Source organism: Sneathiella sp. P13V-1, from assembly GCF_015143595.1.
GTDB lineage: Bacteria > Pseudomonadota > Alphaproteobacteria > Sneathiellales > Sneathiellaceae > Sneathiella.
This window is the reverse complement of the sequence record NZ_WYEU01000004.1, coordinates 58,780-78,934: the sequence shown is the minus strand read 5'-3', so window position 1 is coordinate 78,934 and position 20,155 is coordinate 58,780. Positions and strand designations below refer to the sequence as shown.

The 20,155-nt window shown below is 46.1% G+C and carries 17 protein-coding genes; 9 read left to right on the top strand and 8 right to left on the bottom strand.

The features are described from left to right. Positions 1-69 precede the first annotated feature (69 nt). Together rpoZ and folK are read right to left on the bottom strand one after the other, a co-directional pair. Positions 70-465, bottom strand: coding sequence for a DNA-directed RNA polymerase subunit omega (rpoZ, locus tag GUA87_RS15835; protein ID WP_193717595.1), 396 nt, complete (start codon positions 463-465; stop codon positions 70-72). A 130-nt stretch (positions 466-595) separates the two neighbouring features. Next, entirely contained in the window at positions 596-1,096 is a 501-nt protein-coding gene (gene folK / locus GUA87_RS15830; RefSeq protein ID WP_193717594.1) for a 2-amino-4-hydroxy-6-hydroxymethyldihydropteridine diphosphokinase, read from the bottom strand. Between the two features lie 165 nt (positions 1,097-1,261). On the opposite strand from folK, the gene GUA87_RS15825 reads away from it, so the two are divergent. Further along, positions 1,262-1,840, top strand: coding sequence for an NYN domain-containing protein (locus tag GUA87_RS15825; RefSeq protein ID WP_193717593.1), 579 nt, complete (start codon positions 1,262-1,264; stop codon positions 1,838-1,840). A gap of 194 nt (positions 1,841-2,034) precedes the next feature. After that, entirely contained in the window at positions 2,035-3,387 is a 1,353-nt protein-coding gene (locus tag GUA87_RS15820; protein WP_193717592.1) for a phospholipase effector Tle1 domain-containing protein, read from the top strand. Position 3,388: 1 nt separating this feature from the next. Here the strand turns inward: GUA87_RS15820 and smpB are convergent, their stop codons facing one another. Both smpB and dapA read right to left on the bottom strand, forming a co-directional pair. Next, positions 3,389-3,841 carry an SsrA-binding protein SmpB gene (gene smpB / locus GUA87_RS15815; RefSeq protein ID WP_193717591.1) on the bottom strand — a complete coding sequence of 151 codons (453 nt, stop codon included), beginning with the start codon at positions 3,839-3,841 and terminating at the stop codon, positions 3,389-3,391. 21 nt (positions 3,842-3,862) lie between these two features. Further along, positions 3,863-4,738 (bottom strand): 4-hydroxy-tetrahydrodipicolinate synthase, encoded by an 876-nt coding sequence (dapA, locus tag GUA87_RS15810; RefSeq protein WP_193717590.1) that lies wholly within the window; start codon positions 4,736-4,738, stop codon positions 3,863-3,865. A gap of 206 nt (positions 4,739-4,944) precedes the next feature. On the opposite strand from dapA, the gene pepN reads away from it, so the two are divergent. The 7 genes from pepN to GUA87_RS15775 all read left to right on the top strand — a co-directional run bounded on the left by pepN (position 4,945) and on the right by GUA87_RS15775 (position 14,125). Continuing rightward, positions 4,945-7,518, top strand: a complete 2,574-nt coding sequence (gene pepN / locus GUA87_RS15805; protein ID WP_193717589.1) for an aminopeptidase N — start codon at positions 4,945-4,947, stop codon at positions 7,516-7,518. 44 nt (positions 7,519-7,562) lie between these two features. Next, on the top strand, positions 7,563-9,785 hold the full coding sequence (locus GUA87_RS15800) for a lytic transglycosylase domain-containing protein (RefSeq protein ID WP_193717588.1): 2,223 nt from the start codon (positions 7,563-7,565) through the stop codon (positions 9,783-9,785). 92 nt (positions 9,786-9,877) lie between these two features. Further along, positions 9,878-10,567 (top strand): haloacid dehalogenase type II, encoded by a 690-nt coding sequence (locus GUA87_RS15795; RefSeq protein ID WP_193717587.1) that lies wholly within the window; start codon positions 9,878-9,880, stop codon positions 10,565-10,567. 11 nt (positions 10,568-10,578) lie between these two features. Further along, the gene (locus GUA87_RS15790; protein ID WP_193717586.1) at positions 10,579-11,439 is read left to right on the top strand and encodes an alpha/beta fold hydrolase; all 861 of its coding nucleotides are present in this window, start codon (positions 10,579-10,581) and stop codon (positions 11,437-11,439) included. After that, positions 11,440-12,411: a threonine/serine dehydratase gene (locus tag GUA87_RS15785; protein WP_193717585.1), complete on the top strand. Its 972-nt coding sequence runs from the start codon at positions 11,440-11,442 to the stop codon at positions 12,409-12,411. Between the two features lie 600 nt (positions 12,412-13,011). Continuing rightward, positions 13,012-13,314 (top strand): hypothetical protein, encoded by a 303-nt coding sequence (locus GUA87_RS15780; RefSeq protein WP_193717584.1) that lies wholly within the window; start codon positions 13,012-13,014, stop codon positions 13,312-13,314. Positions 13,315-13,330: 16 nt separating this feature from the next. Further along, positions 13,331-14,125, top strand: a complete 795-nt coding sequence (locus GUA87_RS15775; RefSeq protein WP_193717583.1) for a DUF6065 family protein — start codon at positions 13,331-13,333, stop codon at positions 14,123-14,125. Between the two features lie 18 nt (positions 14,126-14,143). Here GUA87_RS15775 and GUA87_RS15770 read toward each other — a convergent pair whose 3' ends face one another. The 4 genes from GUA87_RS15770 to GUA87_RS15755 all read right to left on the bottom strand — a co-directional run bounded on the left by GUA87_RS15770 (position 14,144) and on the right by GUA87_RS15755 (position 20,146). Beyond that, on the bottom strand, positions 14,144-15,271 hold the full coding sequence (locus tag GUA87_RS15770) for an aminotransferase class V-fold PLP-dependent enzyme (protein ID WP_193717582.1): 1,128 nt from the start codon (positions 15,269-15,271) through the stop codon (positions 14,144-14,146). A gap of 79 nt (positions 15,272-15,350) precedes the next feature. Continuing rightward, positions 15,351-18,737 (bottom strand): hypothetical protein, encoded by a 3,387-nt coding sequence (locus tag GUA87_RS15765; RefSeq protein WP_193717581.1) that lies wholly within the window; start codon positions 18,735-18,737, stop codon positions 15,351-15,353. A gap of 6 nt (positions 18,738-18,743) precedes the next feature. After that, a complete protein-coding gene (locus GUA87_RS15760; RefSeq protein WP_193717580.1) occupies positions 18,744-19,466 on the bottom strand; it encodes a flagellar motor protein MotB in 723 nt (240 codons plus the stop codon). Beyond that, positions 19,463-20,146 carry a hypothetical protein gene (locus GUA87_RS15755; RefSeq protein ID WP_193717579.1) on the bottom strand — a complete coding sequence of 228 codons (684 nt, stop codon included), beginning with the start codon at positions 20,144-20,146 and terminating at the stop codon, positions 19,463-19,465. Before GUA87_RS15755 ends, GUA87_RS15760 begins: the two co-directional genes overlap by 4 nt. Positions 20,147-20,155: the final 9 nt, after the last annotated feature.

Here is a 20,155-nt window from a genome sequence, read left to right as displayed (position 1 = left end):
CACAAAAAAAGGCCACTGACATTTCATTTAAGATCAGTGGCCTTGATATTTTAAAATCTGTTGCAGTGTTTATGCGAACGGATCTTCTGATTTATCTGCAGCAGGTGCTACGCCATCTGTCGCGCCAACTTCTGTCGCGGAGAAAGTCTCAGCAGGAGCTTCTTCCTGAACAACGCCAGCCCACTCAGAACTAGAGCTCATCAATGCTGCCATGTTGTCTTCTTCAGGTTCATCAACCTCAACGCGGCGCTGCAAAGTACCGACAAGGTTGTCTTTCAGATCTGTCAGATCAATGGTGTTGTCTGCAATTTCACGCAAAGCAACAACCGGGTTTTTATCATTGTCACGATCGACGGTGAGCATGGAACCCGCTGAGATTCCGCGTGCACGACGGGCGGCAAGCAAAACAAGCTCAAAACGGTTAGGAACTTTATCAACGCAATCTTCAACGGTGACGCGAGCCATAAAAATACTCCGGTTAATATGGGATTAGCCCCTCTTCATATGCGGAACCTTTTTCAGAATCAAGAAAAAGTCGCGCAAAGCAGTTCAAAAAGGAAGTATTTCGCATCAATCCAGTCTGAATGATGTTATTTTACGAAAATGGCTGCAAAACTTGTGTGTTCAGCTCTTTCAAAAAGTCATCAACGCCTTGCTTAAGAATCGGGTGCTGCCAGTTGGGTTCCAGTTCTTTTAAAGGTACGAGGACAAAGGAACGTTCATGCATGTAGGGATGAGGATAAACTCCTCCCTCTTCCTGAACTTTGTTAGGTGATGATTTCCCGTGAAAATCCAGAAGATCCAGATCCAAAACCCGTGCTTCCCATTTGATTTCACGGACACGCCCGAACTCTTTTTCAATCGCGTGCAAATGCTGAAGGACTTCTTCCGCCGACAATACAGTTTCTATTTCAACAACAGCATTTACAAACCACGGCTGATCAGACATAGGAACGGGTGCACTTTTATACCATTGAGAACGGCGAACAACCTTTAGACCATGTGCGGCAAACACGTCTAGGGCCGCGCGCAATGTTTCTACAGGCTCTCCATAGATCGGATGCGTTAAATTCGCCCCCATCCCGATAAAGATCATCAGCCGTCTCCGAAAAAAGCACGCAGACTACAGAGCACACTCCATTCATGCAATATTGTTTATACTCAAATACGAAATCTGCTCTGGTTTAGATTTTTTCAATCTGTTAAAAGCCAAGTTGTGGGACCTCAAACAATAATTAATTTAATCAATAATTGGTACATCATGACATTTTATTCAGAAGAGAAAATTGCCCTTTTTATTGATGGGTCTAATCTATATGCCTCTGCCCGCTCCTTAGGCGTGGATATAGATTACAAGAAATTACTCGAAGAATTTTCAAGCCAAGGACGACTTGTTCGTGCGTTCTACTACACTGCCCTTTTGGAAGATCAGGAATATTCTCCGATCCGTCCTTTGGTGGATTGGCTGGATTACAACGGTTTCACCATGGTGACAAAGCCGATTAAGGAATTTACGGACCCAACTGGCAGGCGCAAAATTAAAGGGAATATGGACATTGAGCTTGCCATCGACATGATGGAACTTAGTGATCACATAGACCATGCCGTCCTGTTTTCCGGGGATGGAGACTTCAGAAGATTGGTTGAAGCGGTACAAAGAAAAGGAACCCGCGTCACAGTCGTTAGCACTGTTAAAACCAACCCACCAATGATAGCAGATGAGTTGCGCCGACAGGCCGACTTCTTCATTGATCTACAGAATCTGGATAATATTGTGGGTCGTATAGAGCAGGATGAAAACGAAGTAGACCTTGCCAACCCCATGCGAGAACCAGCTTAAATATCTGATTTTTAATTGATTTCTGTCAATTTCCTTTTTCCCGCCAGAAGTTACCTAATTGTTAACATTTTCATATAATTTTAAGCACTGAGCGCGTAAAATAAGAACATGTTAATATATTGGTATCGCCTGATACATTCTAAGATCTAGTTGATGTCTTGAATTGTAACGGGTGGAAAATCTGGAGATCAAGATTGAGCAGAAAACTTGTCATTTTTAATGACTGTAGCTGGATACCACCGCAGAGCAGAAGCAAGCAGCGCAATGTCCCCGGCAATGCGTCACTGGCGAGCCAGTGCCTGTTGCCAGAGACACTTGGTGGTGTTGATCAGATCTCCTTTATTCAGGAAGATGGTCCAAAATTTGGATTGCGCACCCTTCTAAACCGCCATTTGGGCTTAGGTATCCGAAAAGAGGTCCTGTCAGCCTATCGGTTTCTAATCCAAAACTATATCCAAGGTGACGAGATATATCTGTTTGGCGCCGGGCGCGGTGGATATGTGATGCATAAACTTGCTGAACTCATCAGCATTTCCGGTTTGGTTAGCGCTGGCTCAGTGGAAAGTATTTCAAAAGCTTATGTTTACGCCCAACTGGATGAGCAGTCTCGAAATGGTCCCTCTGGGCAAGCAGTGCGGGTCGCTTTTTCATCACAACAAGTTCCCATCCACATGCTGGGATGTTGGGATATTGTTGGGCACAAAGGGGTGCCCAATCGCGTGATGAAGCACCTTTCCAGACTATGGTTGGATCGCCTTGATAATACCATCAGCCAAAATATCAAAAGTGCTTATCACGCATTGTCTCTCGATGAAGATTGCAGGCACAAAGCGCCTCATATTTGGACTGGCGTGCAAAGTAATCGCAGCAGTGTAGTTGAACAGGTATGGTTTGCCGGGCGTCATCAAAATATTACAGGTGGTCGCAGAGATTGCAGATTATCCGACATTGCCCTCAGATGGATGATCAGCAAAGCACAAACACATGGCTTGGAGTTCGACCCAGAGAAGGTTGAAGAAATAACCTCGCCTGATCCGATGGGAACTATGGCACCGCCACAAAAAGAGCCTTCCCAAAGGCACAGAAGACCCGGTCATGCAGAAACTCATTTTGCCCGTAAACAGCTTGCTGGTTCTGAGAAGATCCATCATACAGTCTTCAAAAAACAACAAGCTGATGCAGACTATGCCCCTAAAGCCTTGGCTTCTCTTCCAGCTGAAAGTTTAGGCGTAAGCTATGATCTGGAACTAAAACAGTTTTTGAACAGGAAACACAATCGACTTGTTGTAAACTCCCCTGCATCTGTGTTGCTTGATAAACGTCGCTATAATGGCAACATGCTCGACATAAGTGAGGGCGGCGCAAGAGTATGGTTGCAACTTGATGTACCTGTGGGAACGATTATCACGTTGAGAAGTTCAGCGTTGGATGAAAAGGATATTACCGGGGAAGTGGTGTGGACCAAAGATAACACTTTAGGTGTTGAGTTTCAGCAATCACAAAACCTGCACGCTGAAGAACCTGCGTCAACACAGACCCTTCATTAGATTACCCGTTTTTAAGCAATCTTTGCTTTTCGCGGCCCCAATCCCGATCTTTTTGTGTCTCACGTTTGTCGTGCTTCTTCTTACCTGAAGCAAGCCCTAGCTTAACCTTCACCTTGCCGCGTTCGTTGAAATACAAAGACAATGGAACCAGTGTTTTACCTGCACGTTGCAATTGCGCATGCAGCCTCGCCAATTCTTTTTTATGCATCAACAGTTTTCGCGGCCGACGCGGATCATGATTAAACCGATTACCATAGTCATATTCGGCAATATGCGCGTTCACCAGATACAAACCGTCATTTTCAAAAGACGCGTAAGACTCTTGAATATTCGCCCCTCCGGCGCGAAGGCTTTTGACCTCCGTCCCAAGCAGCATAATGCCCGCTTCAAAATCTTCATCAATGAAGTAATTGAAACGGGCTTTTCTATTTTCGGCAATTGTCTTGGAAGACATTTTATATTTACCTAAAAGGGTTTAGTCGATCAGCCCTGCATAACGCATAGCTTCTTCAACACCACTCTTGATGTGGTCCGGGCACTCAACCAACGGCAAACGAAGTGTGGGCTCGCATTTTCCGATCAAAGACAACGCGTATTTCACAGGCGCCGGGCTTGGGAATTTGAACAACGCTGTATGCAATGGGATCAGTTTATCCTGAATAGCAACAGCAGCATCACGGTCGCCAGCCAAACTTGCTTCCTGCATATCAGATACCAATTGCGGTGCAACGTTAGACGTTACAGAAATACATCCGTGACCACCATGGGCGTTAAAGCCAATAGCAGTTGCATCTTCACCAGAAAGCTGGATGAAGTCAGTTCCGCAGAAATGACGCTGTAAAGATACCCGGCCAACATCACCTGTTGCGTCTTTTACACCCACGATGTTTTTCAGTTTAGCAAGCTCACCCATTGTCTCAGGGCTCATATCCACGATGGAACGACCTGGGATATTGTAGATATAGATTGGGATATCAACCGAGTTGTTCAATTTCTCGAAATGCGCATACATGCCTTCCTGACTAGGTTTGTTGTAATATGGCATTGCGATAAGAACCGCATCAGCGCCAGCTTTCTGCGCCTGCTGGCTAAGACGAATAGCTTCCGCTGTGTTGTTAGAACCGGCACCAGCCATAACAGGCACACGGCCTTCTGCAGCTTCAATGCACAGCTCAACGACACGGTCGTGTTCCGGGTGACTGAGGGTCGGAGACTCACCAGTTGTCCCCACGGGCACCAACCCCTTGGTGCCGCTCTTTATCTGCCAGTCTACAAAGGATTGGAATTTCTTTTCATCCACACTCTCACCTGTAAATGGTGTGACAAGTGCAGTGATAGATCCTCTAAACATGACAGTTTCCTCAAAAAGTTCGCTAATAAATTTGGTAAGTCGGTTGGGCATTTTCCAAGTTTTCAACACAACCGAAAGAATGAGTTATATTTAGAAAGTGCTTCAATGCAAGAAGTAACTGCAATCACCACTTTTCAGTGATGTATGACTTGATCCAAAAAATGCTGCGGTTATCTTAAAGGCTCACTCATTAACGGGGATCTTACGTGACAAAACCTGCTACAATTCACCTTAAAGATTACGCACCAACACCTTTTACAATCACCGAAGTCAACCTGACATTTGAGTTGGCCGAAGACGTCACCGTTGTCACGTCAGAACTATCTTTTAAAAGACAAACTGACGCAACGGATCAGGTTCGATTAAATGGTGAAGCGCTGGTTTTGAAATCAGTATTTCTGGATGGCGCAGTGCTTTCCAAATCTAATTACACTCTAACGGACAAAGACCTTACCTTTATTGCTCCTTCGGATGAATTTAAGGCCACCATTGTGACGGAGATCAAGCCACAGGAAAACACGGCTTTGGAAGGCCTCTACAAATCCAGTGGTAATTTCTGCACCCAATGTGAAGCTGAAGGGTTCCGGAAAATTACTTATTATCTGGATCGACCAGATGTGATGGCCCGTTTTACCACCTCCATCATTGGGGACGGTATGGAATATCCGGTCATGCTCTCTAATGGCAACCTGGTAAGCGACACCAAACTCGAAGATGGTCGCGTTAAAAAAGTCTGGGAGGATCCCCACCCAAAACCCGCCTATCTGTTTGCACTGGTTGCGGGTAAACTTGCCTGTGTTGAGGATGAATTTGTCACAGCAAGCGGGCGCAAAGTTGCTTTGCAGATCTTTATTGAGCTAGGCAATGAAGACAAATGCGATCACGCCATGACCTCATTGAAAAAATCAATGAAATGGGATGAAGAGAAATATGGTCGCGAATACGATCTGGATGTCTTCATGATTGTCGCGGTGGGTGACTTCAACATGGGGGCAATGGAAAATAAAGGCCTCAACATCTTCAACTCAAAATATGTGTTGGCATCTTCGCAAACTGCAACAGACACTGACTTCGATGGGATCGAAAGTGTTATCGCACACGAATATTTTCATAACTGGACAGGCAACCGCATCACTTGCCGTGACTGGTTCCAGCTGACGTTAAAAGAAGGCCTTACCGTCTTTCGGGATCAACAGTTTTCTGCTGATATGAACTCCGCTGCAGTTAAACGCATTGATGATGTGCAACGTCTTCGCGCGGCGCAATTCCCTGAAGATGCTGGCCCCCTCGCCCATCCGATCCAGCCGCAAAGCTATGTCGAGATCAATAATTTCTACACGGCCACCGTCTATGAAAAAGGGGCAGAGATCATCCGAATGATGCACACCCTTGCTGGTCCTGAAGGATTCCGAAAAGGCATGGACATCTACTTTGATCGTCATGATGGTCAGGCTGTCACTACCGAAGAATTTGTCTCAGCAATTGAAGCCGGTAGCGGGCTGGATCTGAAACAGTTCCGTAATTGGTATATTCAACCTGGCACCCCGGAAATAGCTGTAGAAGACGCATATAACGAAACATCTTCGACTTACGAGCTAACTTTCACGCAGAAAAATGTTAAAGCCGGTGAAGGCGCTGATCCGTTACATATCCCAGTTGCAATGGGTCTGCTGGATGAAGACGGTAACAGCCTGTTGGACGATGATCTTTTGCACCTGACAAAGGCGAAGCAAACATTTACTTTCGAGAACATACCCTCAAAGCCTATTCCTTCCCTATTCCGGAAGTTTTCCGCACCGATCAAGATCACAAGAAATCCAGCTGACGAAAAACTGGGACTTCTATTCAGAAATGACAGTGATGAGTTTAACCGTTGGGAAGCAGGACAACAGTTGGCCCTTCAAGGACTGTTAGCTGATGTGGAACTGTACGCGTCAGGGCAAGCGCTTACAGGACTTTCCAATGACTACACCGAAGCGTTTGGTGAAATTCTGGATGATCAGAATATGGATCCTGCGTTTAAAGCAGAAGTCTTAACCCTTCCAAGCGAATCCTATATCGGACAGCAAATGAAGATTGTGGATGTTGATGCCATTCATACGGTTCGAAAAGTGGCTCTCAAATCACTCGGCAAGCGGTTTGAAACACAATTGAAGTCGATTTATGCGGATCTTAAATCACATAACAGCATGGGGGCACGCGCACTTAAAAACCTCTGCCTCAGCTATTTGGTGGCGTCCAGTGATGACTATCTCCCACTGGCATCAGAGCAGTATTTCTCTTCAGAAAATATGACTGATCGAATGGCCTCACTGGCCCGTCTGGTCAACAGTGAAACCGACCACCGCGCAGAGGCCCTGCAGAATTTCTATGACAATTGGAAAGAAGACCAACTTGTTTTGGACAAATGGTTCATGTTGCAAGCCACTTCCAGCAGATCATCTACTATGGACGACGTGAAAGGACTGCTTGCGCATCCGGACTTTACCATGCTCAACCCAAACAGGGTGCGCTCCCTGATTGCTGCCTTTGCTGGTGCCAATCCAATTCACTTCCACAATGAAAATGGTGGTGGATACCAGTTCCTTGCTGATAGAATTATCGAACTCAATAGTACCAATCCACAAATTGCGGCACGACTTGTTGCCCCGCTTGGGCAATGGCGACGGCATAATGAAACCCGACAGGGCCTCATGCAGGCTGAACTGAGGCGCATTTTGGAAACTGAAAATATTTCTAACGATGTTTACGAAATGGCAAATAAAAGTTTGTCTAATTAGGTTTGGATTGTCAGACTGGTAGATAGGAAACTATTCAGGAAACCATGAGCCAAGAAACGAGACAAAAAGCCAAAGGAAAACTGCTGGCAGCAAGCGCTGTCGCTGTGGCTGTGCTGTTTGCTGGCAATGTTCAGGCTTCCAAATTTGCTATTCAGGATGACGATCAGATTTCTAGTGGTGGGCAAATCGTCCCAAAACTAAGAAATGAAATGAGAGAGGTGCCAACCCCTCGCACATTTAAAACAACTCGTGATCCAAAGCCGGTAGAAGAGGAAACTGTTCAGCAAGCCACTTCTGTTCCCTCTCCTTTATTTAAACCGGCTTCAATTGCTAAACAGCCACGTGCTCATCACACTGGCCTGATGTCAGATGCCGACTGGAGTATTTACCGGGAAGCGTTTGACCTTGCTGGCCGCAGAAAATGGAAAGAGGCAATTCAGGTCGCTTCGAAGGCTGAATACAGGCTTCCGGCAAAGTATCTGGAATGGGGCTGGTTGCGGCAATATAAAGGCGGGGCCAGTTTTGAAGATATCCATACCTTTATGGTGGACAACCCGGACTGGCCTTACAGAAGCACGCTGGATCGCCGTGCAGAGGAAGCACTAGTTAATCCCATATCCAGCTCTAGAACGCTGGCTTTTTTCTCTGATCGTACTCCGCTTACAGGAATGGGGATGCTGCGCTTGGGAGAGGCCTTAATCGAACAAGGCCAAAAAGAAAAAGGTAAGCGATGGATTAAAGAGGCATGGATCCAAGGCAACTTTAGTCGCGGCACAGAAAAGAAAATCCTCAAAGCACATAAGTCCCTCCTCACAAAAACAGATCATGAAGACAGACTTGATCGACTTTTGTGGGATCGAGATACCGAGCCTGCCAAGCGAATGCTAAAACGGGTCGGATCCAATGCAGAGAAATTGGCTGTTGCCAGAATACGTCTAATGACCAGATCCGCTGGAGTAGACAGTGCAATCAAGCGCATCCCACAAGAGCTTCAGAACGATCCAGGCCTTCTTTTTGATCGTATCAAATGGCGCCGTGTGAAGGGACATCATGAAGGCGCACAGGACCTTCTTCTTAAAGTTTCCCATTTCGACTTACCAAACCCTGAGCATTGGTGGCGTGAACGGGAAATTCAGGCGCGCAAACTATTAAGGCTCGGTCATATTAGCGAGGCCTACCGTCTTGCTAGTGAACACGGATTAGAGGCAGGCGGAAAATTCGCTTCTGCTGAGTGGCTATCGGGCTGGATCTCTTTACGCTTCCTTCAGGACAGTGAAGCCGCCTTAAAACATTTCACGCGTCTTTATGAAAATGTAAGTTATCCTATCAGTCGCGCCCGCGGGGCCTACTGGATTGGCCGATCTCATGATGCGATGCGAGATAGCAAATCCGCCCACTACTGGTATGAGGAAGCTGCGAAATATCCGTCCACCTTCTATGGTCAGATGGCCCAGGAAGAAATTCATCATTCCAAACTCACTCCGCTTCCAAGGGCCGTCAGCCATTCCAAAAAAACAGCAGATCGCCTGAAGCAGGATGAGCGTGTATTGATTGTCCGCCATTTGGCTGAATTTGGTGAAGCCAAGAAAGCGTTACCGTTCCTTTTAAAAATGACGGAAGACGCAGCTTCCCCAGAGGAATATGTGTATCTTGGAAATTTGGCGACACGTATTGGGCGTCCAGACTATGCTGTTCGCGTGGCTAAACGCGCGTCTCAATTGGGCACAGAATTGCCAGAGTTTAACTGGCCAGATCACGAATTCATGCCTTCAAATCCAAGTATAGAACAACCCTTGATTCTTGCGATCACACGTCAGGAAAGCGCATTTGCCGTGGATGCGGTCTCTCGCGTTGGTGCGCGTGGGCTCATGCAATTGATGCCGGCAACTGCCAGATCCGTCTCCAGAAGTTTGAAGCTCCCTTATTCGAAAGGACGTTTAACAACCGATCCTTCCTACAACACTTTGCTTGGATCAACATATCTAAACAAACTGATCGAGAAATATAATGGATCTTATGTTCTTGCCATCGCTTCATATAATGCGGGAGGATCCAGGACAAACAGATGGATCGAAGAATGGGGAGATCCTCGTCAGGGCGATATCAGCATGATTGACTGGATCGAACTGATCCCGTTCAGTGAAACGCGCAACTATGTACAGCGGGTTATGGAGAACCTGCAAATCTACCGGCAACTCTCCAAACAAGATGATATTATGGTGGTTCAGATCGTCGATGACCTCAAACGTGGCTATTTCACAGAATAATTCTTCCCGCACGCAGTTTTTTTGTTGAATTTGGCGGCACCTTCGCCACTATTCCCTATAAGGGCGCGATCATTCTTAGATCGTTGGATAAAATGACAAAAACTGATTTCTCAAAAACTGAAGCATGCGTCTTTGACGCCTATGGAACCCTATTTGATGTTGACGCAGCTGCGCGCCAGGAGAAAGAACGGCTGGGTAATAACTGGAAATCGCTTTCCGATACATGGCGGCTCAAGCAGCTTCAATATACGTGGCTTCTCAGCCTTCAAGGAAACTACAGGCCTTTCTGGGAGGTAACCGAGAGTGCGTTGGAGTTTGCACTACAAACACAGAATATAAATGATGCCCCCTTAAAAGATCGGCTTATGGATATTTACATGCGCCTGAGTGCGTATGAAGAAGTCCCTACCGTTCTGAAATCCCTTAAAGAGGCAGGAAAAAAATGCGCCATTCTCTCGAACGGCGATATGAAAATGTTAGAGGCAGCGATTGAGAATGCTGGTATCGGTGACTATTTGGACGCCATCATCTCTGTAGAGGATCTGCGGATCTATAAACCGCATGGATCTGTTTACAAATTGGCCGAAGACAAGTTAGGGGTGAAGGGATCGCTTATTTCCTTCCAGTCTTCCAACGGGTGGGATGCCTATTCCGCCAAGGATTACGGATTTAATGTTATCTGGTGCAACCGGTTTGGCCAACCCGATGAACAGATCCCAAGCCCTCCAGACCATCAGATTTCAAACCTGAAGGAAATGCTGCCGATCATAGGCACAGAATAGAGCAGACACGCATGAGCTACGCCGAAGAAACCTACAAAAGTAATGATGGTCTAAACCTTTACTACCGCCACTATCAGGGCGCAGGGACAAAGGCACCGGTTGTTTGCTTGTCAGGCCTTACCCGAAATTCAGGGGATTTCCATCAGCTTGCAGAAACTTACTCTAAGGACAGGCATTTTTACGCACTGGATTACAGAGGGCGCGGCAAATCCGACTATGATGAGGATTTTAAAAACTATAATCCGCAAATCTATCTGCAGGATATTCTGACATTCTTGTCTCATACAGGCATCAAAAGGGCTGTCTTCGTCGGAACTTCTTTGGGGGGATTACTAACCATGGGACTGGCGGGTCTTGCCCCTTCTTTTGTTGCAGGCGCTGTCCTCAATGATGTTGGCCCTGAAATAGCGGAAGAAGGCGGAAGCCGTATAGCAGGCTATGTTGGCAAAGATGTTCGGTTTGAAACAATTGAACAGGCAACTGCGGCTCAGAAGGAGCAGTATATAGGTGCCTACCCTGATCTTGATGACGAAGAATGGCTCGCCACCACAAAAGTGGGCTTCATTTATGATCAGGAAGCGGGGAACTTCAAACCCAATTACGACCTTAGGTTAGGCCAAGCTCTCGCTGAGCAAGTCGCGAATGACCAGAAAATAGATCTGTGGCCTTTCTTCGCTGGCCTTAAAGATATTCCCACAGTTGCTATTCGAGGAGAGCTATCAGACGTTCTCAGCGAAGACGTTTTCAAAAAAATGCAGCAAATTCACCCCAATATGGCCACACTTAGCCTCCCAAATAGAGGCCATGTTCCCCAACTCAACGAACCTCCAGTAATTAATCTGTTAAATCGATTTTTTGTAGAAACTGAATAAATGATAACTTTCGATACTATCTCTGAGGCGGCGAAGAGAATAAGCTCTCACGCAGTCAAAACACCTCTGCTTGAATCCCCGCTTCTCAATGAAAAACTTGGTGGGCGTTTGTTCTTGAAGTGTGAAATGCTTCAAAAAACAGGGTCTTTCAAATTCCGGGGCGCCTACAATTCTCTATCCTGCCTGTCACGACAGCAACTGGAAACTGGTGTCTTTGCCTATTCCAGCGGTAACCATGCGCAAGGTGTTGCCTATGCGGCGAAACTGCTTGGATGTAAGGCCACGATCCTGATGCCGGAAGATACACCTTCCATTAAGCTGGAAAATACCCGCAAATACGGGGCAACTGTTTTGACATATGACCGCTACACTGAATCAAGAGAGGAAATCGGCAGTCAAATTGCAAAAGAGCAAAATCTCACCCTGATCAAACCCTATGACTATGAACCCGTGATTGCAGGACAGGGAACGATCGGCATCGAGGTCGTTGACCAACTCCAGGACCAGGGTCTCGAACCAGATGTCTATATAACGCCTTGCGGCGGCGGCGGGCTGCTTGCCGGCTCTTCCGTTGCGTTACATCAAAGGTCTCCGAATACCGAAATTTATTCCGCGGAACCTGAATATTTTGACGATACTGCCCGATCACTGGAACTCGGTGAACGGGTTGCAAATAGCGGTGATCACCGTAGCATCTGTGATGCAATTGTTACCCCAATGCCTGGCGAGATCACCTTCCCGATCCTGCAAAAGCATGTCTCCGGAGGGATCTACGTAAGCGAAGAAGAAGTAAGGTCAGCCGTGTATTCGGCATATAACTTGTTCAAGGTAGTGATTGAGCCAGGCGGTGCAGTTGCTCTTGCTTCCATTCTATCAGGGAAAGTAGATATCTCAGGAAAAGTTGCTGTGGCGGTTGGATCCGGCGGCAATATCGATCCTGAACTTTTTGCTTCTATACTCAGGAATGAATAACTACTAGAAAATCCCGAATTGGATATTCAAAGCCTGCTGGCCATCTCGCGGGCTTTTTTCCTTTTAATGGCACGGCCAACAATCTGTTTCATCTCACGTTGTGTTACATGATCGTATCAAGGTTAGCACAACAAACAGAAAACTAATTTTTTTGTATTAATCCCACTTTTAAATACTGAAAACTGCACATGTCTAGAAGGTATTAGATTTCAATATGTTAAATTAAGTGAATTACTAATTCATAAATATGACACCCTTCCCATCTAGTGTTCCACTCCCCTACCTAATCAACTATATATTGCTTTTTTATCTTTAATTTTTCCTGTTAAGTATATTCTATATTTAGTTGTTTTTTATCAACATTTATCAATCCACAACCAAGAAAACAAATCTATATAAAACCCGATTTTCACAGAAAAACTGAATTTCTTGAGCACATCTTTACCCGCAAATAATTGCGATTTAGCATCCTCTTCAAGCACCAGTGACCGACTAATCCTTCTGAACTGAAAAATCAAATAGTTTAATTAGGATCACTTCACCGTCACACCGAAAAAGATTTTTATACTATTATTTAGTGTGCTTTATAAGGAGAGAATTATGACTATGATGATCAAAAAAGAAGCCGCCACAAAAGACGAAGGCATCGTGCGTATCGGTAACATGAGCCCCGCATTTAAAGTTGAGGAAGCAAAATCATCTACTCAAGATGACGCAAAAGTGCGTCTCGGAAATATGAGCCCTGCCTTCACAGTTGAACAACCACAAAGCGCTACAAAAGATGAAGCAACTGTTCGCCTAGGAAACATGAGCCCTGCTTTTAAAGTTGCGGTTGAAGACAAAAAATCAAAGGACGCTGGCTCAGTGCGCCTCGGCAATATGAGCCCAGCATTTAAAGTTTGAGGCTGGAGAAACCGGCATGTCTGTCATTGACAAAGCCAAAGATGAGAAGTTGGGGCATTTAGTTGCCCCGACATCCATCATTCGTTTTTATCGTATGATCCCGGACACCCCGACACCCCAACGGGCTGATCGCTCCGCCGGAGGATTAATTCCAACCAGAGCCTTTCGATATTGCGAGCCCATGACGACGGCATCTGCCTTTGGCTGGTACATCTTCCCCCCCATGGATTTTAGTGTCTATTGGGATGGAAATGATATGTATTGGCGATATGCGGATATGGACAGCTGGTTTCCACTGGAGGCCTCTCAATATCCAGATTATGCGCCAACCTTCAATGATATCGCCCCTCAAGATATCAAAGGCTACTCCCCTCCTTTTATCTCCTCTGCACCGGAACCCGGTGTTCTGAAAATTTGGAGCGGATTGATTGCAAAAACAGCAAAAGATTGGAGTATTCTTGTCAGGCGTCCAGCGAATTTACCTGGCTCACAGCTTTATGAACATTATGAGGGAATTGTTGAAACAGATCACTGGTTTGGCCCCCTTTTCACCAACTTACGCATCACCAAAACAGATAGTCCGATCACCATCAAAAGAGAGATGCCGTTGATGCAAGTACAGCCACTTCACCGTTCAACTTATGATGAGAAAATCCTGAAAGATTTTGAATTTATTGATGGAGCTGAGAATTTTGATGATGAAGATTGGCTGAATTATCATCAGACAGTGATTGCACCTGGCGACGCCCATAAACGGGAGCGAGGTCTCTATGCCAAAGCTAGCCGGAAAAATAGAAAGAGGCACCCATAAGGGATGCCTCTTTCATTCTTAAAGTATGGACTTAAGCGCTTTATCCAAACTTTCGATTGATCGCTCCACATTGTGAAGCTTGTCCAGTCCGAATAACCCCAGTCTAAACGTTTTAAACTCGGGTCCTTCATCACACTGCAACGGAACACCAGCAGCGATTTGCAGACCTTCTTTCGCAAACTTGGATCCGTTCTGAATATCTGCATCCTGAGTGTAAAACACAGCAACCCCCGGTGCTTCAAAGCCCTCTGCTGCCACTGAACGGAACTGATGCTTCGCCATCAGGTCTCTGACACCATTTCCAAGCGCCCATTGTTCATCGCGAACTTTTTCGAACCCGTATTTTTCAGTTTCAAGCATAGTGTCGCGGAAATTGACCAGCGCATCTGTTGGCATCGTCGCGTGATAGGCATGCCCACCATTTTCATAGGCGCTCATAATATCGCGCCATTTTTTGAGATCACAGGCGAAACTACTGCTTGTGGTCTCGGCGAGTTTCCGCTCCGCAGCCTCTGACATCATTACCAATGCGGCACATGGTGATGCGCTCCACCCTTTCTGTGGCGCACTGATCAGGACATCAACCCCCACCTTTTTCATATCAACCCAAACAGCACCGGAGGCGATACAATCAAGGACGAACAACGCCCCCACTTCATGAGCGGCTTCTGATATGGTTTGAAGGTATTCATCGGGCAAAATAATACCGGAAGACGTTTCAACGTGAGGGGCGAAAACAACAGCAGGCTTTTCGGTGCGAATAACCTCTGCAGCCTGTTTTGCAGAAACAGGACTATAAGGTGCATCATGACCTTCTGAAACCTGAGAGGCTTTCAGGACAGTCTCTTTTGCTGGAATACGGCCAGCTTCGAAAATCTGGGACCAACGATAGCTGAACCAGCCGTTTCGAATAACCAAAACGCTCTTATCTGTCGCAAATTGACGTGCCACAGCTTCCATGCCGTAAGTTCCACCACCAGGAACGATAGCCACAGCATCGGCGTTATATACAGATTTCAGAAGCCTTGAAATGTCATTCATTACCGTTTGAAACGACTTCGACATATGGTTCAAAGAGCGATCTGTGAAAACAACCGAATACTCAAGTAATCCATCTGGATCAACATCTTGGTTCAAACCAGCCATGGCTTATTCCTTATACAAAAAACATCTTTGGCCAACACATATCAGCCTGAACAAGTGATGCAAGGGAATAAATTAAAAACTAGTTCGTGCTCCAAAACTCACCATTTTCCAGCTGATCACGGTAACCCGTCATGAAAGATTCAAGCTGGTTTACCTTGGCGATTGCAGTTGCACGTTTCCGGAACTCCATCTCGGAACCATCTGGCTGTTCGGTAATCAGGTCAAAGGCATCCAAATCGGGCGAGCCTACAAATTTCTTGCGGTAGGTACGACGCATCGCTTCAAGGCCGGATTGGTCATTTGACAGATTTCTGGCCACCGCCAACTGCATCAGATATTGTCTTTGCTCAGGGTTCAGCTTCTCAGCAGCCCTCACATTTGTATCTTGCAACAGCTTATCCAATGTCGCGATGGCTTTCGGCCACATTTTGGCTTTCCAATAGATGTCAGCTTTCAATTTTTCTGCTTGCCTGCCTTTCTCATCAATCAGCAATTCCAATGCTTCTTCATAGTCCCCAAGATCTGAATGCGCTCTTGCCTGAATGAACAAACGCTCACGTTTCACCTCCTCAGGAAGGGCTTTCCATCTTGTTTTGTAAAGTACGTTCAGGCTCTCTTGAGGGTTTCCGTTCCACAGATGAACAACTGCCAATTTAGTACCCGTCAGGGCTTTCAGATCACCTTTCAGGCGGAAATTAATCTGGTGATCCAGAAGCTGTGCTGCCTGTTCCAGCAAATCTACTTTGATCAACCGGTCTGCAAGACCACGGATCATTTTGTCACCTTGCTTACCAAGCGGCGTCAACTCTCGATATTCGTAGTAGAGAGCCAAGGCCTTAACGGGAGGCAGGTCCTCTGCCTTACCTTCAAGGAACAACTGATTGAACAAATCGTTCATTTCACGGGCAATATCACGCGCTTGCGGGTTTTTCGGGAATGTCATGACAATATTGCGGAAGGTCTTAAGCCCTTCGTCAATATTACCTTGTGCAATCTGCAGATCACCAACACGCTTTAGAATATCAAGTTCCAGATGGTCCCCGCGCCATGCATAGGACATATCCAGAAGCTCTTCAATTGCTTCGTCCGGTGTGATTTCCTGTTGAGACAACATCGCGTTTACACGACGGAATTTCGCATGGGTCGTGAGGGGTCGGTAATCAAGTTCTATCACTTGATCAAATTTGCCAATCGCTCGTTCGATATCACCCGACTTAAGCGCCCCCAAACCTTCCAGATATTCCCGACGTGCGGCAATAGAGATATTTGTTCCTTTCTCAAGTGATGTCCTTATTTTTTCCAAGGATTTATTCGCGGATTCCACGTCAAAATCTTCAAGGGCCGCTTCCGCAGCAATCAAGTTGAACTCATTTTTGAGATCTTCATTGTAGACACCAAGTGCTTCCTGCCCCAGCTTCATCTCACGCAGCGCAGTTTTCCAATCATCGCGCTCAGCGGCGACCTTGGCGCGCCATGGTGCAACCTCGGCGACACCATTAAATACAGGATGCATTAAATCAGTCTGCGCTTCATCCATATGATGAAGCCCCAGATTCGCGAGCCCGCGAAGCAACCTATAGACCCCATCCTCATCCGCACGTGGATCATCTTTCCTGATCCTTTCAAGCACAGCAAATGCGTCTGCATGGTATTTATGCGCGATGAAAAATTTGGCCAATCCCATTCGGGCCGCATTACGCCCTCCTTGCGGAGCGCGGGCAACTTTTCGCTGTAAAAGCTGCTTCCTCTCCCAAAATTCTTTTTCAGGAACTTGAGCCCATTCTTGCAGTTTCACAAGTTGTGCAGCATCTTTCTTCCCTGAAAATCTGTCGGACTGGTCGCCAGAAGCAAATAAATCATCTTTTGAAATTTCACGTGTAAGCTGCAATCCTTTGTCTGCAGTAATGGAAACCCCGTTTCTCTCCACCGCCATTTTCACACTGGAATCCCGTTTGTACATGCCGATGCCCTGCATGGACGGCAGGACAACAAACTGTGCAAAAGTACGCCGCACGCCAAGTCCCCATCCCGGTGCATATAACGGGACAGCTGTCAGTTCATCACCGGCTTCCGGATCCATAAAGGTAACTTTTTTACCGTTGTTCACTGCGGGGATAAATACACGCGCGCCAACAGCCGAGGCAGGCTGGGACTGTATATCAATCGTGTTTTTAATTCTGAGCGCTTCACCAAGTCTGAAATCAATCCGCCATTCATTTTCAACACGGGCAACCGAAGGGGTATACCCTTCCCGCACGACAAGACTTGCAACAGTTGCGCTAGGGTGCGGCATCTGCTTTTTCTTAATCAGAAGAAATTTATATGGGCCTGACAATCTGGAGAAATCAAGCCTTACCGGTTCATTGAAGACCAGCCAGAATTTACCACTACGCTCAAATAAGGCCATTGCCGCAGGTTTTTCCCACGGAAATATCATCCGAAAACCATCCTTCAGGTTTGCCACATTGATCGTGAGCTTGTCTGTCGGTGCTTTGGCATTCTGAGGATTGTTCGATGCCAAATTACTTTCTGGAATTAGAAGTTTAGGAGCATTTTCCTTTTTTTCAGGTGCTGCCACAGCAGAGACATCTTCAACCACAGGGGCTTCTTCGGCCTTCGTAACAGTAACTTTTTCAGGCTCAGACTCAGCTAACTCTTGCTCTTCCGGCTTTGCTGGTGGATTATCCGTTAGTTTTTTGACAGGTGTCTTCTGGACGGGTTCTGCTTTTACCACTTGTTGGGCCGCAGGCGCTTCTTCCTCAACAGGCTGGTCTACAGTAATGACGTCAAATACAACACTATTTCCGCTTCTGAAACTCTTGATCCTTGTAGGAGTGCTTGTCTTGAGCGAGATAGAAGAGCCATTATCCACTTGGACTTGCTGGATTGATTGCACGCGATCGGGAAGATCACGCTGAATTTCTGCCAAAGCAAGTCTTCCTGGTGCATCAAAAGAAAACTGATATTCCTGATCTGCTCCTGAAACTTTAAAGTCTGTACGTTTCGGCCAATCTACAACGATACGGGTATATTTTACATGTTCGCCAACCCGGACAGGAATGGCTTGGTCAGTCGAAGGTTTTAAGCCACTTTTCTTCTTTAGATCGAAAGCGAGCGCGGTGCCATATTTTGCGGTTTTTAGAGCATAGTCACCGCGGAGACTAAAACGAACAGACTTCCCGGAATTAATTAATTCCGCACCAGAGATATAGTCATCCAGTACTCTGGTTACTGCATTGAAATTCGCAGTAAAAGGCTGATCAAATGTGACGATGAGTGCACCATTACTAATGGAAGCTTGATGTGCAACATCCTTACCCCAATCCATAACGATGCGGCCGTAATCCGGATGCTCACCTGCGCGCACGGCAACATTATCAGCGGCCAAAGTCATACTGCCATTGGCAAGGAACACTAGAGCGCCAACAAATAGGAGCTTAGATATGTGACGAACCAAACCTGTCATCTCGCTTTAACGACCTCGTCCTTCTGCTTCACGGATAACAATATCTACACGCCTAGCAAGTGAATATCTTTCCTCTTCAGACAAATTTCCTGAAAGTTCAAAGAAACGGGAATCTGACATACCAAAGGCTTGCACCGGGAAACTGTATCCCGCCCGCTTGAGACCATCTGCCACAGAAAGGGCGCGAGACAGAGACAATCCCCAATTCCCCAAATCTTCTTTTGACGTTTGTGCGGCCACGGAAGGATCGGAGTGCCCGTACACCTCCACCCTGTTCTTTACATATCTTAGGCTTTCACCTAAAAGCCGAACTGCTTGATCCAGATTTTCCGACAGCGTCACACTACCGCTTTCAAAATAGGATGTGCCAGCAAATGAAATGATGAGGCGACCGCTTGAATGGAAAATATTGGCGTCTTTCAGCACTTCATTTGACGTTATTTTAGCTTTGAGGATGTTTTCCAGATAGTCCAGATCAAAAGCTTTTTGCTCTTTGAACAATTCAACATTCTTATCGGCCGCAAGCCCTTCTTCGTTAGAGGTTGTCGCATCATTCAATTTTTGTCCGAGCAACTCTGTAATGTTCATCCATTTGTCTTTGTGAACCTCATTCATGGAAAACACCAAAACAAAGAAGGCAAGCAGCAAAGCGAGCAAATCAGCCAATGAGGTTAGCCAGATATTGTTCCTTTTTCTTTTCTTATGAGGGAAAATGGCATCAGTAATCATTGCACTGGGGCCTCCTCAAAAAACAAATTTGTGACAGCATTGCGCTCATAGAACCGAAAGATTACTTCATCACGTCCTTGCTCACCTAATCCGATAAAAATATTACGTTTTGCGACACCTTTATCGAGAAACGAGCTTACAAGATGCCCTAACCTCTTAACGGAGAGATCCCCTTCCAAGGAGTTGCTTTTCGGCAGGTTAATTGACTGGTCATAGAGGAGTTCAACATCTGTTGGCTGAACACTGGCACGTTTTACAAGGATACGGGCAACTTCAGAGAAAAGCTCTTCGCGATTTTCGCGGTATGCTACTTCTCCTCTAACATAGAGTTGACTAACTGGAACTCTAAATAGAAGCTGCGCCCCTTCTTCATTTACTTCATTTTCAACAAGCGGGATGGCGGCTTCGAAAACTTGTCTAAGCTCAGCGTGGAACTGAGCCAACCCTAAGTCAGAACCCGGCACATTAGGTTCCGAAATATAAGAAGGCGTGACTTTCTCGCCTGAGAAAGTTACTTCAATACTCCCGATAACCTTTTGAATTCTATCTTCTTTTGGAACTGAAATGGAAGTCAGGTAGATAAAAAACGCCAGCAGCAAAAAATACAGGGAGACGAAAACGATCGCTGTATTGTTGTTGCCATGTCGCGTTTCATTTGATTCTACCAGTTGCTCTTCCATTATTCCTCT

What these genes read in the sequence shown, in the direction of transcription:
- GUA87_RS15760 (WP_193717580.1), bottom strand. Translation starts at nt 19,466, where the DNA reads ATGATTACTGATGCCATTTTCCCTCATAAGAAAAGAAAAAGGAACAAT.
- smpB (WP_193717591.1), bottom strand. Translation starts at nt 3,841, where the DNA reads ATGTCTTCCAAGACAATTGCCGAAAATAGAAAAGCCCGTTTCAATTAC.
- GUA87_RS15795 (WP_193717587.1), top strand. Translation starts at nt 9,878, where the DNA reads ATGACAAAAACTGATTTCTCAAAAACTGAAGCATGCGTCTTTGACGCC.
- GUA87_RS15800 (WP_193717588.1), top strand. Translation starts at nt 7,563, where the DNA reads ATGAGCCAAGAAACGAGACAAAAAGCCAAAGGAAAACTGCTGGCAGCA.
- GUA87_RS15770 (WP_193717582.1), bottom strand. Translation starts at nt 15,271, where the DNA reads ATGGCTGGTTTGAACCAAGATGTTGATCCAGATGGATTACTTGAGTAT.
- GUA87_RS15780 (WP_193717584.1), top strand. Translation starts at nt 13,012, where the DNA reads ATGACTATGATGATCAAAAAAGAAGCCGCCACAAAAGACGAAGGCATC.
- folK (WP_193717594.1), bottom strand. Translation starts at nt 1,096, where the DNA reads ATGATCTTTATCGGGATGGGGGCGAATTTAACGCATCCGATCTATGGA.
- GUA87_RS15790 (WP_193717586.1), top strand. Translation starts at nt 10,579, where the DNA reads ATGAGCTACGCCGAAGAAACCTACAAAAGTAATGATGGTCTAAACCTT.
- GUA87_RS15825 (WP_193717593.1), top strand. Translation starts at nt 1,262, where the DNA reads ATGACATTTTATTCAGAAGAGAAAATTGCCCTTTTTATTGATGGGTCT.
- GUA87_RS15755 (WP_193717579.1), bottom strand. Translation starts at nt 20,146, where the DNA reads ATGGAAGAGCAACTGGTAGAATCAAATGAAACGCGACATGGCAACAAC.
- dapA (WP_193717590.1), bottom strand. Translation starts at nt 4,738, where the DNA reads ATGTTTAGAGGATCTATCACTGCACTTGTCACACCATTTACAGGTGAG.
- GUA87_RS15765 (WP_193717581.1), bottom strand. Translation starts at nt 18,737, where the DNA reads ATGACAGGTTTGGTTCGTCACATATCTAAGCTCCTATTTGTTGGCGCT.
- GUA87_RS15785 (WP_193717585.1), top strand. Translation starts at nt 11,440, where the DNA reads ATGATAACTTTCGATACTATCTCTGAGGCGGCGAAGAGAATAAGCTCT.
- rpoZ (WP_193717595.1), bottom strand. Translation starts at nt 465, where the DNA reads ATGGCTCGCGTCACCGTTGAAGATTGCGTTGATAAAGTTCCTAACCGT.
- GUA87_RS15775 (WP_193717583.1), top strand. Translation starts at nt 13,331, where the DNA reads ATGTCTGTCATTGACAAAGCCAAAGATGAGAAGTTGGGGCATTTAGTT.